Below are 21,652 nucleotides of genomic sequence, written 5' to 3' on the forward strand. Positions count from 1 at the left end.
GGCTTGGAACACCGCCTTGCACACGCCTTGCTTCATCATTCCGCTCCGGAGGTACGCCCTATGAGTTCACCCCGTTCCCAGCTTCACTTGAATCTCTTTCTTGCTCCGCTCGGGCATCATGAGGCCGCCTGGCGTCATCCGGGCTCCGAGCCGCGGCGGCTGACGGAGTTCGCTCTGTACCAGGAGATCGTCCGGAAGGCGGAAGCGGCCAAACTCGACTCGATCTTCCTGGCCGACCGGGTCGCCGCTTCCCCTGAAAGCCTGCGGCATGGCGCCGTCGGCGGGCTGGAGCCGCTCACGCTGCTGTCCGCGCTGTCGGTCGTCACCTCCCGCATCGGTCTGATCGGCACCGTATCGACGTCTTTCAACGAGCCGTTCAATCTGGCGCGCCGCCTGGCGTCTCTGGACCACCTCAGCGGCGGCCGGGCCGGCTGGAACATCATTACCTCGGGCACGGACGGGGAAGCGCGCAACTTCGGCCTGCACGAGATTCCAGGCCACGCCGTGCGCTATGAACGCGCCAGGGAGTTCCTTGAGGTGGCGGTCAAGCTGTGGGACAGCTGGGAGGACGATGCCGTTCTCGCGGACCAGGCCGCCGGCCTGTTCGCCGACACCAGCAAAGTCCACCCCGTCCGCCATGAAGGCACCTACTTTCGGGTTGACGGCCCTCTGAACCTGCAGCGCTCCCCGCAGGGACGCCCGCTCCTCGTACAGGCCGGCTCCTCGGAGGACGGCCGGAGCTTCGCCTCGGAATACGCGGAAGCGATCTTCACGGCGCAGCAGACGCTGGCCGACGCGCAGGCCTTCTACGCCGACGTCAAGGCGCGGGCGGCCCGCTTCGGGCGCGATCCGCAGACGGTGAAGATCCTGCCGGGCATCTGCCCTGTGATCGGCGATACCGAAGAAGAGGCCCGCGAGAAGGAAGCCCGCCTCCACGAGCTCTCGAACCCGCAGCACAGCCTGCTGCAGCTCTCGAACCGGCTCGGTATCGACCTGACGGGCTATCCGCTCGACGCCCCGTTCCCCGAGCTGCCGGAGCCCGAGGCGGTCCGCGGCCACCAGAGCCGCGCCCGCCTCATCGCCGAGCTGGCCCGCAGCGAAGGCCTGACCCTGCGGGGGCTGCTCGAGCGCCTCGCCGGCGGCCGCGGCCACCGGACCTTCACGGGCACGCCCGTCCAGGTGGCCGACCAGCTCGAAGCCTGGTTCCGCGGCGGCGCGGCCGACGGCTTCAACGTCATGCCCCAGCTCACGCATGAGGGGCTGCCGGACTTCCTGGACAAGGTCGTCCCCGAGCTCCAGCGCCGCGGGTTGTTCCGCACGGAATACAGCGGCTCCACCCTCCGCGAGCATTATAGGCTCCCCCGCCCGGCCAGCCTCTATGCGGCCAAGCCCGCTCCCTCCCTTCCCGGCTGAACCTCCCGCCGGTCCCCTGCCTCTCCCTGCCCCGGCAGTTTCTCCCCTGGAGGCCTCTTCCCGAGGCCTCTCCTCTCTTCCTCGCTCGGCCTGTCGCCTTTCTCCAGTTCCCGGTCTGAAGCCCCTTTGCTTTTCCCCTTTGCTCCCCATTCCTCGTTCAATCCGTCCCCCTCTGCCCTCCACGTCCAGCGCCTCCCCCGCATCCTCGCTCTCCTGTCCACCATTCATCGTCCGATCGCTTTTCACCATCCCTGCATAGCCAGTGTACCCGCTGCCCTTCTTCCCTTAATTGAGCCTCTCGTCGCTTACCGCCCGACTCTCAACAGGCCTCGTCCTGCCCCCCTTCTTTTTTCCTGTCCGGCGCAGCTCCCCCTTTCTCTTCCGCTTATCGCTCCCACCCAAACCCTCGTTGTCACTTATCCAAGACATCCACTCCTTTGCTTTTCACCCCTAGACTCTCTACTGTCCTCCCCTTTGCCTTGCTCTTCGCCTTTCTCCTGTCCGGCCCAGCCTCTCACCTCTTTCCAGTCCTCCAAATTCAGCGCGCTCACTCCCCTCACTCCCCTCTTTTCTTATTCACCTCCGGCAGCTGCCCACTCCAAGTCCTCTTCCTCCGCCGATGCCCTTGCCTTCCTTACTTCGTACCTGCTGCTTGTCGTATAAGATACGTCTGTTTATTTTATGAATTTATGACGCCAGCTGTAAGCATAATCCAGCCAATGGTCAAACCCATTTTTCGTCTCCACTCGCCAAAACCCTGAATAGACAACGGTTTCAAGAATCCCTTCCCAAACCAGAAAAAAAATCCTTGTTTCTTTTTCCGCGTAAATTAATTATAATTAATTTAAAATAAAATAGGTAAAGTAAAGAAGGGATCTTACGCAGATGCTCTACATCAAGGATCTAAAGACAGGCTTAAACATATTCAAAGCCTTGGGGTCTGATATCCGGATCGAAATTCTCGAACTCCTCGCCAAAAATCAGAGTCTCAATCTCAACGAAATTGCTACCCGGCTGAAGCTGACGAACGGTGCCATCACCATGCACATTAAGAAGCTTGAAGAAAGCGGACTGATCGAGATCGGCACGGCCGTCGGCAAGCATGGCGTCCAGAAGATCTGCTATCTCACCGAAGAGAAGCTCATCGTCGATCTCCGCAGCAAGGAAACCGACAATCTCTATGAGGTGGATATCAAGGTCGGGCATTACAGCAACTACCAGGCCGTGCCTACCTGTGGTCTGGCGACCAAGGACAGCATCATCGGCGATTTCGACGAGCCGCGCTATTTTGCCGATCCGCAGCGGATCGATTCGGAGATCATCTGGCTCTCCGAGGGCTTCCTGGAATATCGCATTCCGAATTACCTGAAGCCGAACCAGGATTTCGCCGAAATTCAGCTGTCGATGGAACTGAGCTCCGAGGCGCCGGGCTATAATAACAATTATCCTTCTGACATTTATTTCTATCTGAATGACATGGAACTTGGCTCTTGGACCAGTCCCGGCGACTTCGGCGATGTGCGCGGTACCTTCAATCCCGATTGGTGGCCGCCGCACCTGAACCAGTACGGGATGCTGAAGCTCATCCGCATCAATGAGGAAGGCAGCTATATCGACGGCTGCCGGATCTCCGACGTGAAGCTGTCCGATATCAACCTCGATTACAAGAGCGATCTCAACTTCCGTATCGAAGTCGGAGAGAAGTCGAAGAACAAGCGCGGCATGACGATCTACGGCAAAAACTTCGGCAACTACAACCAGGATCTGCTGGTCCGCGTGATGTACACGGAGCGGGATATCGACTAGGTTTGATGTTCGGGAGGCACCTGCTGCCTTTTCATTGATACGCTTAAAGTCCGCGGCTCCTAATTCGGCAGGTATCGGCGATCTTTACTATGAGGCATGGGTGAGGCCGTGGTAACTGTTGCGTACCCACCCGTACAGCGGCCCCTTGCTTATTCCAAGCAGGGGGCCGCCGTTTTTTGCGCACCCTTCGGCTTCTATGGGGCGGCTCCGCCTTACGTGCCACCTCCAGCTACCATGAATTCTGCCTCTGCCTTACGTGTCACCGCCAGCTTCAACGGATCTGCCTCCTCTGCCTCGCGTACTAGCATCCTTCTATAGAAACAAGCCGGCTGTACGACAGCTTATCCTTCCAGCCTCTATGGAGCGGCCTCTGCCTGATGTGCCACCTCTAGGAGCAAGCCGGCTATATATCTCACCCTTCCTTATAGCCTTCTATGGATCAGCCTTTGCCTTACGTGCCACATGTTTAGTTTCTATGGAATCAGGTCGTATATTAATCACCCATCCCGCCGCTTCTATCCAGCGCCCTGCGCTGCGTGCTGCTTCCCGGCTTCTATGGAAACAGGCCATCTGCACGGTACCCGTAAGCCCCTCCCTGAAAAATAGCGGAACTCGGATTCGTTATTTCCTGTTTTGAGGAGCCTCGGCCCAAAATAGCGGAACTGAGATTCGCTATTTCAGCGTTTAGCAGTAAATAATCCGGTAATTGGCAGAATAAGATACCTGAGGAGGGTATTTCATAATTGTTTCACTCTGTCTTCGAAAAGGCAGAATTTCTAAAACGCTATTTTTAAAACAGGTGGCTAAATTTTAGGCTGCCTGTTTTTGTTGTTTTTGGCGCATGCAATCAACAGCATATTGACAAAGCGTGTAGCTAAGAACACTCAGGGCGGCGTCAACCTCAGCTCTTTTACCGCGCTTCCTAGACGCCCCCAGTCCGTAGTAACCCTTCAGATAGGCAAAGATTCGCTCAACCGTTGTCCGTTTCTTGTATATTTTTTTGTAAGATTTACTGCCCCTGGCTGGTACGGTAAATCGTCTGAGATCCTTCTCTACCTTGATTTTATAGACCCTTTGACACCTGCCGCTTTTTTCTAGCGGGCATGCTTTGCACTCTTGGGGCCTAGTGAATTTTAAGCTTTTGTTCTTGGCATCGAAGCTGTCATATACGTAAGAGTGCCCTTCCTGACACACCGGGTGAAAATTCTCATTCAATCCTTCCGGCGGCTTTTTCGCTCGCTCGTTATAGTCAATTAGAGGCCAGGCTCCCAAGCTCCTTACTTGTTTGTAGACGGCCATAACATCATATCCAGCATCAGCCAAGGCGTGTTTGACCTTCCAGTCAGGAAAATCGGTTTGAAACTTCTTTAGCAGCGGAATCGCCAGCCGTCCGTCATTTACGTGAGCGGAACTGAAGAGGGCGCTCAAAATGTAATGCCCTTTACTGTCTGCGAGAATATGCAGTTTGTATCCATGCCACCACATGAGTTTTCCATTGGAGCCTTTTTTACTGCTCGTACTTGGATGTATAGGAATCAGCGGTTTGAGCTGCTCAAATGTGTAAGGGAGCATATCCTCGAGTTTACGTTCGAACAGGGGCAAAGAAGCTTCCCATGCTTCTCTTTCCAAACGGCGGCGCTCCGCCTCTGCCTTCGTAGGCGCACCCCTTTTATATTTCTTCCGCGGGTCTTCCAGACGCTTAGCGCTGGTGGATGGGGAGTGTTCCATTTCAAGGACAGGTTGTTCGTTAGACTCGGCCTTCGATTCCACTTCCTGTTCTTTACGCGGTTGGCGTTCCTCTGCCTCTACATGGGTGGAGTCAAAGCTAATAAAACTGGGAGAGACGAATCCCGCCGCAGCGGCGAGGGAAATGACTTGGCGCTGCAGCTCCCACAGCACACCGGAGTCGGCGAGTTTTGTATACAACCGTGAAAATGAAGCTTCACTAGGAATAGCGTCGGATCCGCGAAAACGGCAAGTCCTGCGGAACTCTTCATTTGTCCGCAAGCGCTTCAGCAAATCTTTTGTGGTCGGAATACGTTCAATGGTCCCAATGAGCATAGCGTATACCATGGCCGCATAGTTCAGCTCTTCTGGCCGGCCTCTGTGCGTTCTCTTGTTGAGCACGCGCAGTGCAGGTAAGAGGTCAAGCGTTTTGAAAACGATGCTGTATTTATTTTCTGGTGCCATTTCCATAAGCTCTTGCAGGGAAAACAGCTCTTCTTGACGAATAGTATACAAAAGAGTACCTCCTTCGTTTGAGTGTGGTGTGGTAACCATACATTCAATAACTTGGGTAGGTACTCCTTTTTTTTCTGCCCTGAAAGCCAGTTACGGCATGGGTTTTGAATTATGAAAGTGACTCCTGAGTTCCGTTATTTCTTGGGAAATGATGGGAAATAACCTGATAAGGCATCTCAGTTCCTCTATTTTATTTCCGGCCCGTCAACGGCCGGAGGGGATGATCGTTACGCCCGCCTGAACATCCCCCTGCTTCATCTTAAGTACTCCCCACGCTCTCCGCACGTCGAAAGGCCGTTCCATCCTATAGATGAAACGGCCCTTTCGGGATTCGGCGGGAAAGCGGCTGATTAATCGCTGCTCACGCCGGCCTTCCCATCACCGAGCATACGCCCCCAATTCGGCGGCGGGACCGGCCACCTACGTCTTTTTCGCAGCAGGCAGACGCCCCCCAACCTACACCTTTTCTTCGCACCATGCGGCCACCAGCCACCTACTTCACTTCACTTCACTTCATACCAGGCGGAGCTCCCTGCCTCTCCTTACTTCTCTTGCTTCGTATCCGGCAGCGGCACGCCAAAGTTCGGCGTCCCGTCCGCATTCCACGTGACATACTTCGCGCGGGCATGGCGGTTCGGATCATAGAGCGGGTCACCCGTGATCTCTTTGTAGCTGCGCGCATGGTACACCATAATATCCCGCTTCCCGTCCGGCGAGACCGTGAACGAGTTGTGCCCCGGGCCGTACTGCCCGTTCTCCTCGCTGGTGGCGAAGACCGGCTTCTCCGATTTGGTCCACGCCTTCGGATCGAGGAGATCCGCCGATTCGGACGCGGTCAGCAGGCCCACCGCATAGTTGGCATCGGTGGCGCTGGCCGAATAAGTCATGAACAGACGCCCGTCATGCTTGATGACCGCCGCCCCTTCGTTCACCCAGAAGCCGATCTGCTCCCAGTCATACTCCGGCTGCGAGATTAGAACCTGCCGGCCGCCCAGCGTCCAAGGATTCGCCATCGGGGCAATATACAGGTTGCTGTTCCCGTAGATGGACGGATCCTTCTGGGCCCAGACCAGATAGCGGGTGCCCTTGTGCTCGAAGGTGGTCGCATCCAGCGCGAACGACTCCCAGTCCGTTTTGAGCTGCCCCTTCTCGGTCCATGTGCCTTCAAGCGGATTGGCCGAAGCGTTCTCGAGCACATAGATCCGGTGGTCGAACGGCGCATTCGTCCGCGCCGCCGCAAAGTAGATATACCATTTACCGTCAATGTGATGAATCTCCGGCGCCCAAATATGCTTGCTCATCGGCCCGCTCTCATGCTTCTGCCAGACGGTGACTGTTTCCGCCTTCGCCAGCTCTCCAAGCGTCTTGGCCCGCCTGACTTCAATGCGGTCATACTCCGGCACCGAGGCCGTGAAGTAGTAGTATCCGTCCGTGTGACGCATAACGAAGGGATCCGCCCTCTGCTCCACGAGCGGGTTGTTCCACTCGATAGCCTCCTCCTTGGCGCCGGACTTCCCTTCGGACGCCCCCGGCGTATTTCCCCCAGCCTGGCTGCAGCCTGCCGCAAGCAGCGACAGTCCCATCAGCAGGATCCAACCTTTTCGACTCCATGTTCCCATTATCTTCGTCCACACTCCCCAGCATTTCTTTTTTCCGCAGCACAAAAAAAACAAAACCGGCACAGGAGAGGAACATGCGCCCTTCCCTGTACCGGTTGATCATGTAACATCATTCCCTGCTCTGCCGCAGCAGGATTATCCCTTCACACCGCCAACGGTCAGACCGGAGACGAAGAACCGCTGGAAGAAGATGAACAGGATGAGAATCGGCAGAATGGCCAAGACAGAGCCTGCGATCAGAATATCGTAGTTGTTCCCGTAAGGGGTAAGCAGCGTCGCAAGACCGATCGGCAGTGTGAACTTCTCGTTGGACTTGAGCACGATGAGCGGCCACAGGAAGTTGTTCCATGCGCCCATCCCCTGCAGGATCGCCATCGCCCCGAACGCCGGAGCCATAAGCGGAGCCATCAGCCGGAAGAAAATGCCGTACTCGGAGCAGCCGTCAATCCGCCCTGCATCCAGGAAATCCTTCGGCAGTCCTTCCGCATACTGGCGGAAGAAGAAGATCGGCAGCGGAGCTACCATGAACGGGAGGATAACCCCCCAGATGCTGTCCATCATTCTCAGACCGATGATCAGCTTGTAAAGCGGAAGCAAGATGATCTCTACAGGCACCATCATGACGATGAGCACCAGGACGAAGATCAGGTTCCGGCCTTTAAAATCGTATACTGCGAGCCCGTAGCCTACCATCGAGGAGAACAGAAGGCAGAGCAGCGTCGCCAGGACCGTAATGACCAGCGAGTTCGTATACCATCCGAAGTAGTTGCTCGCATCGCCGGAGAAGATGAACGCATAGTTTTTGAGGCTCATGAGTTCCGTATCGAACCGGAGATTGAGACCGTAGCGGAGCAGCTCCTGCGATGGCTTGAACGAAGCCAGGAAGAGCGCATAGATCGGGAACAGGGTAAAGACGGCGATAGCGGCGAACAACAAGAGAAGAAGGACCGATTGAACGGACCAGGATTTAGTCTGAGGCACGTGTTTAGTCCCCCTTCCGGAATTGTCCGGTGATTTTGAGCTGAACCAGGTTGATGAACATCGTGATGCCGAGCAGTGTCAGACCGATGGCGGAGCCGAGACCGAGGTTGTTCTTCTCGAGACCCTGCTGATAAATGTAACCGACGATCGTCAGTCCCATATCCTTCGGCGAACGGTTGCCGTTATAGAGCATGTAGCTCTCGGTGAACATGGCGAAACCGGCATAGATGGAGATCGTAAGTACGTAGATGGTAACCGGCTTGAGCAGCGGAAGCGTGATCTTCACGAATTTATCCCAGGTGTTCGCACCGTCGATATCCGCAGATTCATACAGTTCCGTCGGGATGCTCTGCAGGCCGGAGAGGAAATATATGATATTGACGCCGAGCCACCGCCATGTCGCCAGCAGAACGAGCACGAGCAGGGCTGTCGAGGACTGTCCAAGCCATTTTTGCGATTCGATTCCAAAGAAACCGATGAACGTATTCGCAAGTGCGCTGTCAAGTTCACTGAATACCAGCTTGAATACCGTACCGGCTACTACAACGGAGGTAAGTGCAGGCACGAAGAGCGTGGAACGGAAGAAATTTTTGCCTCGCATGAAAGTGGAATTAAGGAAGACCGCAAGCACCAAAGGCAGTGGAATCAGGACGAGCAGGGTAAGCACCGTGTACTTCGCACTGTTCGCAATCGCTTTGTAGAACGTAGGGTTAAGCAGTTTCTTGTAGTTGTCGAAGCCGATGAATTTGGTCTGGCCCGGCAGCACTTCCTGGAAGCTCATCAGGACGGTTGAAGCAACCGGATACGCGAAAAACAAAATGAACGTGATGAGAAAGGGCGCCACAAACACGTAGGGAGCTAGTCGCTGGTTATAAGCCAGGCTGCCACTCCGCTTCTTCTCTACGGCTTGAATAGCTACAGTATGGTTCTTCACGGCACGGTTCCTCCAATTGTCGGTTTATGGATGACCGTCCAGCCCCGCCGGAGCGGGAGCTGGAAGCGGTCACGCCTAACCCATTATTTTCTCAGCTGATCAGCGGATTCCTTCAGTACTTTCGCCGGATCTTCCATATCGTTCAGAGCCTTGAAGAGCGTCGTCTTCTTGAGCTCGTCGTTTACTTCTGGCATTTTCTCATTGACGTTGATCGGTCCGATCTCGTCCTTGATTTCGATCATTACGTCGAAGATGTCCTTACCGAAGTACTGCGTGAACTTGTTGTCTTCCTTCAGCTCCGGAGCTGTCCATACTTCCGTACGGATCGGGTCGAAGCCGAGCTGCTTCCAGATCTGGATGTTCGCTTCCTTGGAAAGCTTCGCGAAGGCGAGGAATTCGGCTGCCAGTTCCTTGTTCTTGGACTGCGCCGTTACCGCCGTACCCGTACCGCCCATACCTACCGAACGGTTGCCGCCCTTGGTCCAAGCCGGCATCGGCTTGATGACCAGCTTGCCCTTCAGGTCAGGCATGTAGTCCGTGAAGCGGCCCATGTACCACATCGGCATCGCGATGGAAGCGGCGCCCGCTTTGTTCATGAAGCCGTAGTACTCTTCAGCATGGTGGAAGCCGCCCGGTGCCACGATGGCGATCTTCTCCTTCACAAGCTTCTGCATGTACTGCAGGACTGCGATGTTCTTCTCGTTGTCGAGCGTGACCTTGCCGTCCTTGTCCGTAATGTCGGAGCCCTGCTGCGCGATCATCGGCCAGAAGGAGAACGGATCCGTCGCTTCGAAGGTGATCATCGGTTTGCCTGTCGCCGCTACAACCTTCTTGCCCGCTTCGTAGAACTCATCCCAGGTCGTGATGCTGTCCGGGTTCACGCCGGCTTTGTCGAGCATTTCTTTATTATAGTAGATAACGGAAGCGCCAACATGATAGTCGATACCGTAGTACTTGCCGTCTTTGGAGTAAATATCCACACGCGATTTGACGATGTTCTTCAGCTCCGGCTCCACCACCGTGTTCAGCTCGGCGAGCTGCGGCGTGCCCTTCAGGTAGTTCGGGAACTTACTGATCTCGATGTCAGAGATATCCGGAGCACCGGTACCGGACTGAAGCGCTACCAGAAGCTTGTTGTGCATATCGTCGAACGGCAGCGTGCTCGCTTCGAGCTGGATCGCTTTGTCCGGGTGCGCCTTGTTCCAAGCTTCCGCCATGCTCACGAAGTACTTCTGGTGCAGCTCGTTGAAGGTCCAGAACTGGAGCTTCGTCTTGCCGCCGGCTGCCGCGCCGCCCGCATTCGCGTCAGGCTTCGCCGTTTCGCCGCCGGAAGAGCAGGCCGTTGCCAGAGAGCTGAGGAGCAGAGTCGTTGCGAGCATAAGACCATGTGCTTTTTTCATGTGTAGTTACCCCCGTGTCTGTTTTGTTAACGCATTCTTTTCTAAATATGGTGGATTTATTTAATCTAAAAGAAGGAATAGCTATTTGTTTTAGTTTCTGTTAAAACACAATAGCTATTTTCTTCTTTTATTTTAAACCGACATAAAACAACTGTCAATGATTTTTTTGAATACGCTTTCTTAATGGTTCTTCTTTATATTTTACTGAATCAGTCCACGTAAATATGCTACTCTTCCTTCGTGTCCGGCAGCGGTACTCCGAAGTTCGGCGTTCCGTCGGCATTCCACTCCAGCACTTGTACGCGGGTATGGCGGTTCGGATCGTACAGCGGATCTCCTACGATCTCCTTGTAGCTGCGCGCATGGAATACGAGCAGGTCGGTTACGCCGTCCTCGGCGACCGTGAAGGAATTGTGGCCCGGACCGTACTGCCCGTTCTCTTCCGACGTCTGGAATACCGGTACGGGAGACTTCGTCCAGGAAGCCGGATCAAGCAGATCTGCGGTTTCCGAAGCGGAAAGCAGGCCCATGCAGTAGTGATGGTCGGTGGCGCTGGCGGAGTAGCTGATGAAGATTTTGCCGTTCTTCTTGATCACGGCAGCGCCTTCATTCACGAGGAACCCGATGACTTCCCAATCGTACTCAGGCTTGGTCAGCATCACCTGCGGACCGATGATCGTCCACGGATTGCTCATGGCGGCGATGTACAGGTTGGAGTTGCCCGGGATCTCCGGATCTCTCTGTGCCCAGACCAGGTACTGCGTGCCATTGTGTTCGAACGAAGTCGCGTCGAGGGAGAACGATTCCCAGTCGGTCTTGAGCTGGCCCTTCTCGATCCATTCGCCTTCGAGCGGGTTCTCTGCATCACACTCCAGGACAAACATCCGGTGGTCGAACAGACCCTCTACGGTTTCGGTCGTCTTGGCGGCTGCGAAATAGATGTACCATTTGCCCTGAACGTAATGAATTTCCGGAGCCCAAATGTTCGCGCTCATCGGACCGGTGTCGTATTTTCTCCACACCACGACAGGTTCGGCAGAGGTGAGTCCTTCGATCGTCTCCGATCTTCTGATCTCAAGGCGGTCATACTCCGGTACGGAGGCCGTAAAGTAATAGAAGCCGTCCGTATGCTTATAGATCCACGGATCCGCGCGCTGCTCGATCAAGGGATTGCGGAGCTTGTAAGAAGTAATCATATAAGGGCTTTCCTTTCCGAATAAAATGTTTTAATATAATCTAAAACAGTGCCTACTCCGGATTATACTGGAAAGGATATTTTAAATCAATATAAAATATTTTAAACTTTTATACCAAGCCTTGCTGTTTCTCCCCTTCAGCGCCTCTTTATCGGCTAAAACTCCCTTCCTGCAGCCTCTTTTGGCCTCTATCCTTCTTTTCCCTTTACATCCATATAAAATTAAAATACACTTAGGTGAGATAAACGGCTTCGCATCCTTTAAGGACGACGTGCGTTTATAAGAAATATAAGATGACAGGATCCGTGAGATATAAATTCTTATATTTTTAAAGAAATGCCGCATTCTGCCCAAGCTACGGGCCAAAGGAGTCCAGGCCATGCTCTATATCAAAGATTTGCGCTCCGGTCTGCCGATCTTCAAGGCGCTCGGTTCGGACATCCGGCTTGCGATATTGGACCTGCTTGCCCAGCATCAGAGCCTGAATCTGAACGATCTTGCGAAAGCGCTTCAACTGACCAACGGAGCCATTACCATGCACATCAAAAAGTTGGAGGAAAGCGGACTCATCGAGGTGACCACTGCCGTCGGCCGCCACGGCATCCAGAAGCTCTGCTACCTCAGCGAAGAGAAGCTGATGGTCGATCTGCGGAGCAAGGAGCTGGAGAACCTGTATGAGGTCGAGATCAAGGTGGGCCACTACAGTGATTACCAGGCCTCCCCCACCTGCGGGCTCGCCACCAAGGACAGCATTGTCGGGGATTTTGACGATCCCCGTTATTTTGCGGATCCCGGACGGATCGATGCCCAGATGGTATGGCTGACCGAAGGCTATCTCGAGTACCGGATTCCCAACTATATCAAAGCGCACCAAACCTTCAAAGAAATTCAATTCTCGATGGAGCTCAGCTCGGAGGCGCCCGGCTACAACAACAACTATCCGTCGGATATCTTCTTCTACCTTAACGGCCATGAGATCGGAAGCTGGACCTGCCCGGGCGACTTCGGCGATGTGCGGGGCAAGTACAATCCGGACTGGTGGCCGCCCCATGTGAACCAGTACGGCATGCTGAAGCTCATCCGCATCACGGAGGACGGAAGCTATATCGACGGCTGCCGCATCTCCGACGTAACGCTGGCCCAGATCGGCATCGATGACAAGAGCGACCTGCAGTTCCGTATCGAGGTCGGCGAGAAGTCGAGGAACCGCAAGGGGCTTACCCTGTACGGCAAGCACTTTGGCAATTACAAACAGGATCTCCTGGTACGGGTCCTGTATTCCGAGCCGTATGCATCGTGATCTCTAAAAGCAGCGTTTCCTCTGCAGGCCGCCGGTGCGAACCGTCCGGCCTCTATCGCCTTTCCTCACGAAGTTTGCACTCCCAACGGATGCGTAAAAGGAAGACCGGCCGCACTGAAGCGGACAGGGATGCGCAGGGGGAACGTGATAAGGGAGCGGCTTGGAGAACAGGCTGTTGTTCGGGTAACATTCCGGTACTCGCAGCCTTCACGTCCGGCCGGAGAGGATGCCAAAAAGGCAGGGAACCTTGTTTCCCTGCCTGCCATCTTCTGCCTTCCAACGTCAGCCGCCCGGTGAATCAAAGCCATATCGTGCACGGGGCAGCTTCCCTGCGCCCTTGTCCCTGTGAACCGCAAGTTGGGATCATGGGAATGCGAATGCCGGCCGCCCATTTTTCCAACGAACACCGTACGGAATCTCATGAATTTAGATCCATCGAATTGGATTTAATCTCAGTATAAGTCATACGCGAAATTTGTCAATGAATTCTTGTATGCGCTATCATAATTTGTCGATTTATGGATAATAATGACACTTTCCGTCGTATCGAAGTGCGTTACCACCCTCCGCAGAACCTGTGGAATCAGACCATAAGCTTCCTGTCTCCTCCTGAAGATCAACGGACATACGAACCGTACCCTGCCGCGGCACAGCAAAAAAATCCCCGGTTCTCCCTTTCCAGGGAGACCGGGGGATTGCCAGGGGCGACAGCTAGATGGCCGCGCCCGAGGTGACTGGCCGGAGAACATAGGTGCGCCCCGCTTCCGTAGGGAAGGCCGCCGTGCCGCCGTCTCCGGCTTCCGCGGACAGAGGCTCCCCTTCCCCGCCCAGCAGCAGGAAGCTGCCCTCCGCCTGCAGCCGGCAAAGTCCGCCTGCCAGCGAGCGGACCCGGGCCTCGGCCAAGCGGCCCGCCTGCCAGCTCAGGCCGATCTCGAAGCCTCCGCGGGCGCGCAGGCCGCTGACCTCGCCGTCCGGCCAGGCGTCCGGAAGCGCCGGAAGCAGGCGGATGACGCCCGTGTGCGACTGCACCAGCATTTCGGCGACGCCGGCGGTGTAGCCGAAGTTGCCGTCGATCTGGAACGGCGGGTGGGCGTCGAACAGATTCGGATAGACCCCGCCCTGCTGGCCCCGCTGCCCGCCCGCCTCATACTCCGAGGTCAGGCTCAGCAGGTTGCCGATCAGCCTGTGCGCCCGGTTGCCGTCGCCGAAGCGGGCCCACAGGCAGATTTTCCAGGCGAGGCTCCAGCCGGTTCCCGCGTCCCCGCGGCGTTCGAGCGACTGCCTCGCGGCCTGGAACAGATCGGGCGAGTCTTCCGCCGTAAGCTGACGGCCCGGATACACTCCGTACAGATGCGACACATGCCGGTGGTGCACGTCTTCGTCCTCGAAGTCCCGCTTCCACTCCTGCAGCTGGCCGTACTGTCCGATCTGCAGCGGCTGCAGGCGGTCCAGCGCATCCTGAAGCCCCGCGCTGAATTCGACATCCGTGCCAAGCGTCCTTGCGGCCTCAATGCAATTGGTGAACAGGTCATGGACCAGCGCCAGATCCATCGTCGCAGCGGCCGTCACCGCGGCCAGCTCCCCCTCCGCCGTCACGAACCGGTGCTCCGGCGAGGTCGACGGGGAAGACACCAGGAAACCGTCGGCATCTTCCACAAGCCAGTCAAGGCAGAAGAGCGCCGCCTCCTTCATCACCGGGTAAGCCTGCTCCCGCAGGTAATCCTCCTCCCGGCAGAAGGCATAGTGCTCCCACAGGTGCGCACTCAGCCAGGCTCCGGCCATCGGCCAGTACGCCCAAACCGGGTCTCCATGGCCGTAAGCTCCCACCGGCGCGCTCTGCGCCCAGATATCGGAGTTATGGTGGGCGGTCCAGCCCCGGAGGCCGTAATTGACGGATACGGTCTTGGTGCCGTTGACGGCCAGGCGTCCGATAAAGCCCAGCAGCGGCTCATGGCATTCGGACAGATTGCAGGTCTCGGCCGGCCAGTAGTTCATCTGGGCATTGATGTTCAGCGTGTAATTGCTGCTCCAGGGCGCCCGCACTTCCTTGTTCCAGATCCCCTGCAGGTTCGCCGGCTGGGTGCCTTCACGCGAGGAAGAGATGAGCAGATAACGGCCGTAGTGAAAGAGCAGCTCCGCAAGCCCCGGGTCCGAAGCCCCGTACTCGGCGATCCGGCGGTCGGTCGGCATGCCTTCGGGCGCGCGTGAGGCGCCGAGGCTCAGGGTGACCCTGCCGAACAAGGCTCTGTAATCGTCCTGGTGGCGCTGCAGCAGCTCATCGTAGGTAAGTCCGGAAGCGGCCCGAAGATCATCGGCAGCGGCCCGGGATTCGTCTCTTCCCTGCTCGGCCGGCTGCTTATCATAGCCGTTGAAGCTCGTAGCGGCCGTCAGCAGCAGGGTGACCTCCGTCGCGCGTTCCACATGCAGGGCGCCGCTGTCCACCTGAAGCTCCGCGCCGTCCGCCTGAACCCGAAGCCGCGCTTCAAAGCGCATGCCTCCCCCGGCATCCCCTTCCGCATACCGTACAGGCTCGTCCGTCCGGTAATAATTGGGGTCGACCTTCGCCGGTGCCCGGCCTTTCAGCACGAGATCCCCCGCGTCCGCTGCGGTCCGGTGCTTCAGCGCACTGTCCAGCTTCGCCGTGAAGCTCAGCGCCCCCGGGCGGTCAGCCGTAAGCCGCAGGACGAGAACCTGATCCGGGTGGGACACGAACAGCTCGCGCGTGTACGTCACAGCCCCGATCCGGTAGCTTGTCCGGAGGATGCTCCCTTCGACATCCAGATGACGCTCATAATCGCCTGCATGGTCCCCGTGATGGAACCGCAGACTGAGGTCTCCCAGCGGCAGATAAGACTGGGTGTAGGGGCCGAGCATCTCCTTGCACAGCCGATCGGCCTCGCGGTACCGGCCCTCCAGGGCGAGACGCCGCACCTCCGGCAGCACCTCCCGCGCCCGCGGGTTATTGTGATCGCCGGGCGCTCCCGACCACAGCGTGTCCTCGTTAAGCTGCAGGAGCTCGTGCTCCACCCCGCCGAATACCATGGCGCCCAGCCTTCCGTTCCCTGCCGGAAGCGCTTCCGTCCAGACACGGGCCGGCTTGTCATATGTGAGCTTCATCGTGAATCCTCCCCTCCCGGCTGATCCGGGATCCTTGATCTCTTCATCGTAACACAGGCAGATGCCTCCCGGGTCAGAGGCAGAACGCATCATTTTTCATGTCAAAACCCGTCATTCCGGCGAACGGACGCAGACCCTTGTGTTCCCATCACGCTGTCTTCCGATTTATGCACAGGTGTGCAAAAGCATCCGAATCCGATATAATGAAATCGTAATCTAAACGCTTCAATTCCGCAATCCTAATCTAGCCATTCTACTTCAGCATTCGGAAGGGGTATCGTATTCGTATGAGCAAACCCGGTATTCTCGCACACAATTTCGGCCGTCTGCCGCTGGAAGAGCTGGCTGACCGCGTGGCCGGCGCAGGCCTTGCCAGCGTCCAGCTTGCGCTCGCCAAAGCCCTGTCCGACGTCGACAGCGCTACGGGCAAACTGAGCCCCGGTCTCGCCAATCATGTCGGCGAAGCCTTCGCGAAGCGCGGCGTGCGGATCGCCAGTCTCGGCTGCTACATCAATCCGGTGCATCCGGACCCTGAGCAGCGCAAACAGGAGCTGCGCCGCTTCAAGGAGCACCTGCGGTTCTGCCGTGACTTCGGCGCAAGCGTCGTCGCCACGGAAACCGGCAAGCTCGACACGTTCAAGGCGGACGAGCCGGAGCGCTATGAGGAGAAGGCTTTCGAGACGCTCCGCAGCTCCGTGCTGGAGCTCGCCGAAGAAGCCGACAAGTGGGGCGTAACCGTCGGCATCGAGCCGGCCTACACCCTCGTCATCCACTCGACGGAAGGCATGCAGCGCCTGCTGGAGGAAGTGCCTACCTCGACGCTCGGTGTCGTGCTCGATCCGTGCAATCTGCTCAACGCCTCCCTTCTGGACCGGCAGCAGGAGATCGTCTCGGCGGCCTTCGACGCGCTGGCCGACCGTGTGGTGCTTTTCCATGCCAAGGACATCCGCAAGACCGCTTCCGGCGGAACCGAATACACGCCGCTCGGTACCGGCGAGCTCGACTACCCGCACTTCCTCCGCCTGGTGAAGGAACGCAAGCCGCACTGCCATATCACGATGGAAGGCCTCGAGCCGGACCAGATCGCCCCTTCGCTGGATTTCTTCCGCAAGGTGTGGAACGAGGTGTAAAGGCACTGCAAATAGACCGTCCGGAAGAGCCCGGACGGTTTTTTGGTGTTGGAAGGGGATGGCGGTAACAAGTTCAGTCCGTACTTGTCTCTATCCTTTCTCTTGAATTCCTTGGATCTCCAGCAGCGTTCGGATATAAGGGGTTACCGCAAAACCGTCTTCCAAATCCTCGCCGTGCAAGGCCCAATAAGGAATGGTGTTCACATGAATATCGATATCCTCTGCTAAGCAGCGGCGAATCCGCTCCCAAACCCCGCCAGGAGCATGTCCGCCACTAAGGGCATCGTCAAAGGAAGAAATGATGATGATCATCAGTGCGAATTTTTCCTCGGTGTCCAGCACCGCATGCTGATAATAATCCATAAACTCCTCAAGCCTTCCGGCATTGGATATTTCATATTCCCAATCCTGACAAAACACCTCTTTTTCAGGTAAGCTCAATTTAACAGTCAGACTGTCGATTGCATGTCTGGTTACATATTTGGGACGATCTTCGCGGATTCCAATCCCCCCTATAGAGTATCCATCATTATGTATCGCAGGACTTCAACAGCGCGATCGCACACCAGCCGTACAGCGTGATAGGATGGATGATATCATGAAAATGAATTCACCGAAAGGCGTTGAATCTCATGCAGTCAAGCACCCCGCTGGGCGTCTACGGCTTCCGCTTTCTGGATACGCCGGGGGATGCCTTTTATCAGCTGTTCGCCTTGGGTCATGAAGTGCGTTCCGGGCCTTCCTATTCCTGGGACGGGCTTCAGCGCTCCGACGGTCCCCTCCTGCTGCTGCAGTACACGGTGAGCGGGCACGGCTTTCTCGAGAACGGCGGCCGGGTGCACCGTATAGGCCCCGGACAGGCCTTTCTGGTCGACATTCCTTCCCGGCACCGCTATTATGCTTCGCCTGAGGGGGAGGCGTGGGAGTTTTATTTTATCCTGCTGCGGCCGTACGGTCTGGAGACGCATTGGAAACACATTACCGAGCGCACCGGTCCCGCAGCCGACATTCCCCCGGACAGCCCTGTGGCGCATCTGCTGCTGGATGCGTTCCATGCGGCGGCCCGCGGACGGATCACGGACGGATATCTCGCCTCCTCCCTCGTCTACCGTCTGGTCATGGAACTGCTGCGCTTCTCTTCGGCACGCCGGAGGGACAAGGAACACTGGCCCCCTGCCATCCGTACGGCAGCGCTTCGGCTCGAAGCGGACTACGCCCGTCTGCCCGGCATGGAGGAGATCGCGAAGGAAGCGGGCATGTCGGCTTCGCATTTTACCCGTTCCTTTCACCGTGCTACCGGGTACACCCCCCGTCGAATACCTCACGAAGATCCGGATCGAGGCGTCCTTCGATCTGCTCCGCCGCTCCTCCCTGCCGATCGAGGAGGTAGCCAAGGCGGTCGGCTACTCCGGAGGAAGCTACTTCTCCCGCGTCTTCCGGGAATGGGTCGGCTTCTCCCCCGGCGATTTTCGTTCGGGCCGGGAAGTGACGGCGCTGCAGCATGTGACGTTCGATTAAAGTAGCGGATAGAAGGAGCGGAATGTAAGGTGCGGTGTTCGGGCAGGCCGGGAAAGGTACATAAGTGCAGGCAAGGAAGCCTTCCGTTGTACACAAAAATCTGTTGCCGGTATCCCGCCGTTCAGAGGCGGTCCGAATGATAGACTTCGGGGCGTTAAAGAGGTCTCAAACCTTAAGAAATCTGCGCGGTTTAACCCGACTCACCCTCAAGTGAGCTTATCTGCATTTCACTAATGGATCATCGGCAGCTGCCAGCCGGGTGGTTGTCCCACGCCGGATTCATTCTTGTCATGAGCAAAAAAGTACGGATGGGAACAAATTATTATCGTGGAATCCCGCTGCTTCTCTCTTTTATCATAAAGGTGCAGATCAAAAAAAGACGAGAGAGGACGACGGCTGATCATGAAGCATCATCTTTTCGCTCCGACGCCGCCCATGGGCTGGAACTCCTGGGACTGCTACGGAGCCAGTGTGACGGAGGAAGAAGTCCGGGGTAATGCGCAGTATATGGCGGAGCACTTGAAGCCTTACGGCTGGGAATATGTCGTGGTGGATATTCAGTGGTACGAGCCGGGGGCGAACTCTTCGAGGTACCGGCCTTTTGTGCCCCTCGAGATGGATGAATACTCGCGCCTGATGCCTGCAGTGAACCGGTTCCCGTCTGCAGCGGACGGACAGGGATTCAAGCCGCTGGCCGAGTATGTTCACGGACTGGGCCTCAAGTTCGGCATCCATATCATGCGGGGCATTCCCCGACAGGCGGTGCATGCGGCATCGCCGATCCTGGGTTCGGAGGCCACCGCCCGGGAGATCGCGCACCCGAATTCGATCTGTCCGTGGAATACGGACATGTACGGTGTGGACGCGTCCCATGAAGGCGCTCAGGCTTACTATGACTCCCTGTTCCGGCTGTACGCCGAGTGGGGGGTGGACTATGTCAAGGTCGACGACATCGCCGCTTCCCGCCTGTACGGCATTCATCTGCCGGAGATCGAGCTGATCCGCCGGGCGATCGACCGCTGCGGACGTGACATGGTCCTCAGCCTGTCCCCGGGACCGGCTCCGGTCGAGCATGCACAGGAGCTGGCGTCGCTGGCCAACCTGTGGCGCATGACCGACGATTATTGGGACCTGTGGAGCCTGCTGCTCGACATGTTCGACCGCTGCGAGCAGTGGTATACCCACGTGGCGCCGGGCCAGTGGCCGGACTGCGACATGCTGCCGCTCGGCCATATCGGCATCCGCTCCGTCGACGGGGGCGCCGCCGACCGCTGGACCCGCTTCACCCGCGACGAGCAGCGGACGATGATGAGCCTCTGGTCCATCTTCCGCTCCCCCCTCATGTTCGGCGGCGAGCTCCGCGACAATGACGAGTGGACCCAGTCGCTGCTCACGAACCGGGAGGTGCTCGATGCGCACCGGTACGGAGAGCGCATCCGCCCAGCCTCCCGTGAAGAGGGACGGATCGTCTGGACGAGCATCGACAGCCGTACCGGCGACGTATACGCCGCCCTGTTCAATACGGCGGAGGAGACGCAGACCGTCACCGCTTCGTGGGAAGCGCTCGGGCTGAGCGGCTCGCGCCGGGTGCGCGATCTCTGGGCCGGTAAGGACCTCGGCGAGGCCGCCGGGGCGGTCAGCCTCGAAGTGCCGCCGCACGGAGCCGTGCTGCTGAAGCTGGCGGAGTAGGTGGAACGGCGGCAGGGACGCTACAGGGGAACGCCGCACGAGCTTTCCGTCGAAGCTGGCGGAGCGGCCGAGGGCGTGCTACGGCTCCCGTGCGTGCCGCCGCAGCGTTTGGCGCCGCAGTGCGGCTGCTCGGCTGCGGGCTGCCCAAGCTGGCTGAGCTGCGGGAAGCGGCCGAGCAAATTCTAGGCGTCACGGCTTCCGACTTGTCACCGCAGCGTTTGGCGCCGTAGTGCGGCTGCTCGGCTCTGTGCTGCTGAGACTGTCGGAGTAGGCGGGGACGGCGGCCAAGGGCTCACTCTTCGCGCCATGCCTCCCCAGCTTGCCACCGCAGCGTTTGGCGCCGTAGTACGGCTGCTCGGCTACGGGTTGCTGAAGCTGGCGGAGTAGGTGGTACGGCGGCGGGGAAGCTACAGGGGAACGCCGCACGAGCTTTCCGCCGAAGCTGGCGGAGCGGCCGAGGACGTGCTACGGCCCCCGTGCGTACAGCCGCAGCGTCTGGCGCCGTAGTGCGGCTGCTCGGCTGCGGGCTGCTGAGACTGCAGGAGTAAGCGGGGACGGCGGCCAAGGGCTTCACTCTTCGCGCCATTGCCTCCCCAGCTTGCCGCCGCAGCGTCTGCCGCCGCAGTGCGGCTGCTTGGCTCCGTGCTGCCCAAGCTGGCTGAGCAAGATTTGGGGCGGCGGTATGCGCTAGGACCCACGCCCTCAGGGGGCACAGCCGCAGCTGGCGGTTCCCCATCCATACAGCACGCCTCCCTGGCCCCGCGCCTAAAGGCTGGAAGCCGTCCATGGCACGGTTGGACCGGAATACCAAATAGAGGAACTACGATGCGCTATTTGCTCATTTTCACACGGGTAACAGGAAATAACGGAACTACGATTCGCTATGCGACCGATTTCCCCCTCCTTCCCCCGAATCTGAGGCAAATAAGTAACTGTAGTTCCTCTATTTTGATTTTCACCCTCCAAAGGGAGCAAATAAGATACCTGAGTTCCGCTATCTGCCGAAGCCCCCTTCCCTGCCGGGAGGTATGCAAAAAATCAGCCAACCCGCTGCCTATCAAGGCTGGTCGGATCGGCTGATACGGCGTGCACTGAGCAAGCCTCAGGTTCACGGTATCACGGTGCAGTCCATTCCTGGTCCGCCGGTGCAGGATTAAGGACCCTGCCGGAGCCCGAGACGTCCGAGACGACCGAACAGCCTGTACAGCTGCTGCTGTGCACACGATAGGCGGCCCCTGGGCTCGAGCATCCCTCCCTCTTCACGGGAAGCGGCTTCACGATCAGCTGCGGCACCTGCACCTCTCCCTT

Annotated in this window: 16 protein-coding genes and 1 pseudogene; 8 read left to right on the plus strand and 9 right to left on the minus strand. The window is 57.6% G+C overall.

Annotated features, from left to right (window positions below):
• The first annotated feature begins 60 nt into the window (after positions 1-60).
• Both PM3016_RS27885 and PM3016_RS27895 read left to right on the plus strand, forming a co-directional pair.
• Complete coding sequence (locus PM3016_RS27885; protein WP_014371744.1) at positions 61-1,413, plus strand: LLM class flavin-dependent oxidoreductase; 1,353 nt, start codon at positions 61-63, stop codon at positions 1,411-1,413.
• Between the two features lie 885 nt (positions 1,414-2,298).
• Positions 2,299-3,219: an ArsR/SmtB family transcription factor gene (locus PM3016_RS27895; protein ID WP_013919752.1), complete on the plus strand. Its 921-nt coding sequence runs from the start codon at positions 2,299-2,301 to the stop codon at positions 3,217-3,219.
• Between the two features lie 810 nt (positions 3,220-4,029).
• Here PM3016_RS27895 and PM3016_RS27900 read toward each other — a convergent pair.
• The 6 genes from PM3016_RS27900 to PM3016_RS27925 all read right to left on the minus strand — a co-directional run bounded on the left by PM3016_RS27900 (position 4,030) and on the right by PM3016_RS27925 (position 11,590).
• Positions 4,030-5,460 (minus strand): transposase, encoded by a 1,431-nt coding sequence (locus PM3016_RS27900; RefSeq protein ID WP_014368491.1) that lies wholly within the window; start codon positions 5,458-5,460, stop codon positions 4,030-4,032.
• A 542-nt stretch (positions 5,461-6,002) separates the two neighbouring features.
• Positions 6,003-7,043 (minus strand): glycoside hydrolase family 43 protein, encoded by a 1,041-nt coding sequence (locus PM3016_RS27905; RefSeq protein WP_014371746.1) that lies wholly within the window; start codon positions 7,041-7,043, stop codon positions 6,003-6,005.
• 171 nt (positions 7,044-7,214) lie between these two features.
• The gene (locus PM3016_RS27910; RefSeq protein ID WP_013919755.1) at positions 7,215-8,060 is read right to left on the minus strand and encodes a carbohydrate ABC transporter permease; all 846 of its coding nucleotides are present in this window, start codon (positions 8,058-8,060) and stop codon (positions 7,215-7,217) included.
• Between the two features lie 4 nt (positions 8,061-8,064).
• Entirely contained in the window at positions 8,065-8,994 is a 930-nt protein-coding gene (locus tag PM3016_RS27915; RefSeq protein WP_014371747.1) for a carbohydrate ABC transporter permease, read from the minus strand.
• Between the two features lie 83 nt (positions 8,995-9,077).
• Complete coding sequence (locus PM3016_RS27920; RefSeq protein ID WP_013919757.1) at positions 9,078-10,394, minus strand: ABC transporter substrate-binding protein; 1,317 nt, start codon at positions 10,392-10,394, stop codon at positions 9,078-9,080.
• 227 nt (positions 10,395-10,621) lie between these two features.
• Complete coding sequence (locus tag PM3016_RS27925) at positions 10,622-11,590, minus strand: glycoside hydrolase family 43 protein (protein ID WP_013919758.1); 969 nt, start codon at positions 11,588-11,590, stop codon at positions 10,622-10,624.
• A gap of 379 nt (positions 11,591-11,969) precedes the next feature.
• Between PM3016_RS27925 and PM3016_RS27930 the strand changes: the two genes are divergently transcribed.
• Positions 11,970-12,890 carry an ArsR/SmtB family transcription factor gene (locus tag PM3016_RS27930; RefSeq protein WP_013919760.1) on the plus strand — a complete coding sequence of 307 codons (921 nt, stop codon included), beginning with the start codon at positions 11,970-11,972 and terminating at the stop codon, positions 12,888-12,890.
• A 711-nt stretch (positions 12,891-13,601) separates the two neighbouring features.
• On the opposite strand, the gene PM3016_RS27935 is transcribed toward PM3016_RS27930, so the two are convergent.
• Positions 13,602-16,007, minus strand: coding sequence for a glycoside hydrolase family 95 protein (locus PM3016_RS27935; RefSeq protein ID WP_014371748.1), 2,406 nt, complete (start codon positions 16,005-16,007; stop codon positions 13,602-13,604).
• Positions 16,008-16,294: 287 nt separating this feature from the next.
• Here PM3016_RS27935 and PM3016_RS27940 point away from each other — a divergent pair, with 287 nt between their 5' ends.
• Complete coding sequence (locus tag PM3016_RS27940) at positions 16,295-17,137, plus strand: sugar phosphate isomerase/epimerase family protein (RefSeq protein WP_014371749.1); 843 nt, start codon at positions 16,295-16,297, stop codon at positions 17,135-17,137.
• A 90-nt stretch (positions 17,138-17,227) separates the two neighbouring features.
• Here PM3016_RS27940 and PM3016_RS27945 read toward each other — a convergent pair whose 3' ends face one another.
• Positions 17,228-17,500 carry a hypothetical protein gene (locus PM3016_RS27945; RefSeq protein WP_014371750.1) on the minus strand — a complete coding sequence of 91 codons (273 nt, stop codon included), beginning with the start codon at positions 17,498-17,500 and terminating at the stop codon, positions 17,228-17,230.
• A gap of 269 nt (positions 17,501-17,769) precedes the next feature.
• On the opposite strand from PM3016_RS27945, the pseudogene PM3016_RS27950 reads away from it, so the two are divergent.
• From PM3016_RS27950 to PM3016_RS38905, 4 genes and pseudogenes are all read left to right on the plus strand, one after another.
• Positions 17,770-18,414, plus strand: a pseudogene (locus PM3016_RS27950) (AraC family ligand binding domain-containing protein); the annotation flags it as partial.
• Positions 18,415-18,427: 13 nt separating this feature from the next.
• Positions 18,428-18,655, plus strand: a complete 228-nt coding sequence (locus PM3016_RS40300; protein WP_238540642.1) for a helix-turn-helix transcriptional regulator — start codon at positions 18,428-18,430, stop codon at positions 18,653-18,655.
• Positions 18,656-19,057: 402 nt separating this feature from the next.
• Positions 19,058-20,344, plus strand: coding sequence for a glycoside hydrolase family 27 protein (locus PM3016_RS27955; RefSeq protein ID WP_014371752.1), 1,287 nt, complete (start codon positions 19,058-19,060; stop codon positions 20,342-20,344).
• Positions 20,345-20,433: 89 nt separating this feature from the next.
• A complete protein-coding gene (locus tag PM3016_RS38905; RefSeq protein ID WP_187297973.1) occupies positions 20,434-20,574 on the plus strand; it encodes a hypothetical protein in 141 nt (46 codons plus the stop codon).
• Positions 20,575-21,460: 886 nt separating this feature from the next.
• On the opposite strand, the gene PM3016_RS38910 is transcribed toward PM3016_RS38905, so the two are convergent.
• Positions 21,461-21,637 (minus strand): hypothetical protein, encoded by a 177-nt coding sequence (locus PM3016_RS38910; protein ID WP_187297974.1) that lies wholly within the window; start codon positions 21,635-21,637, stop codon positions 21,461-21,463.
• Between the last annotated feature and the right edge of the window lie 15 nt (positions 21,638-21,652).

The organism is Paenibacillus mucilaginosus 3016 (assembly GCF_000250655.1).
Classification (GTDB): Bacteria; Bacillota; Bacilli; order Paenibacillales; family NBRC-103111; genus Paenibacillus_G; species Paenibacillus_G mucilaginosus.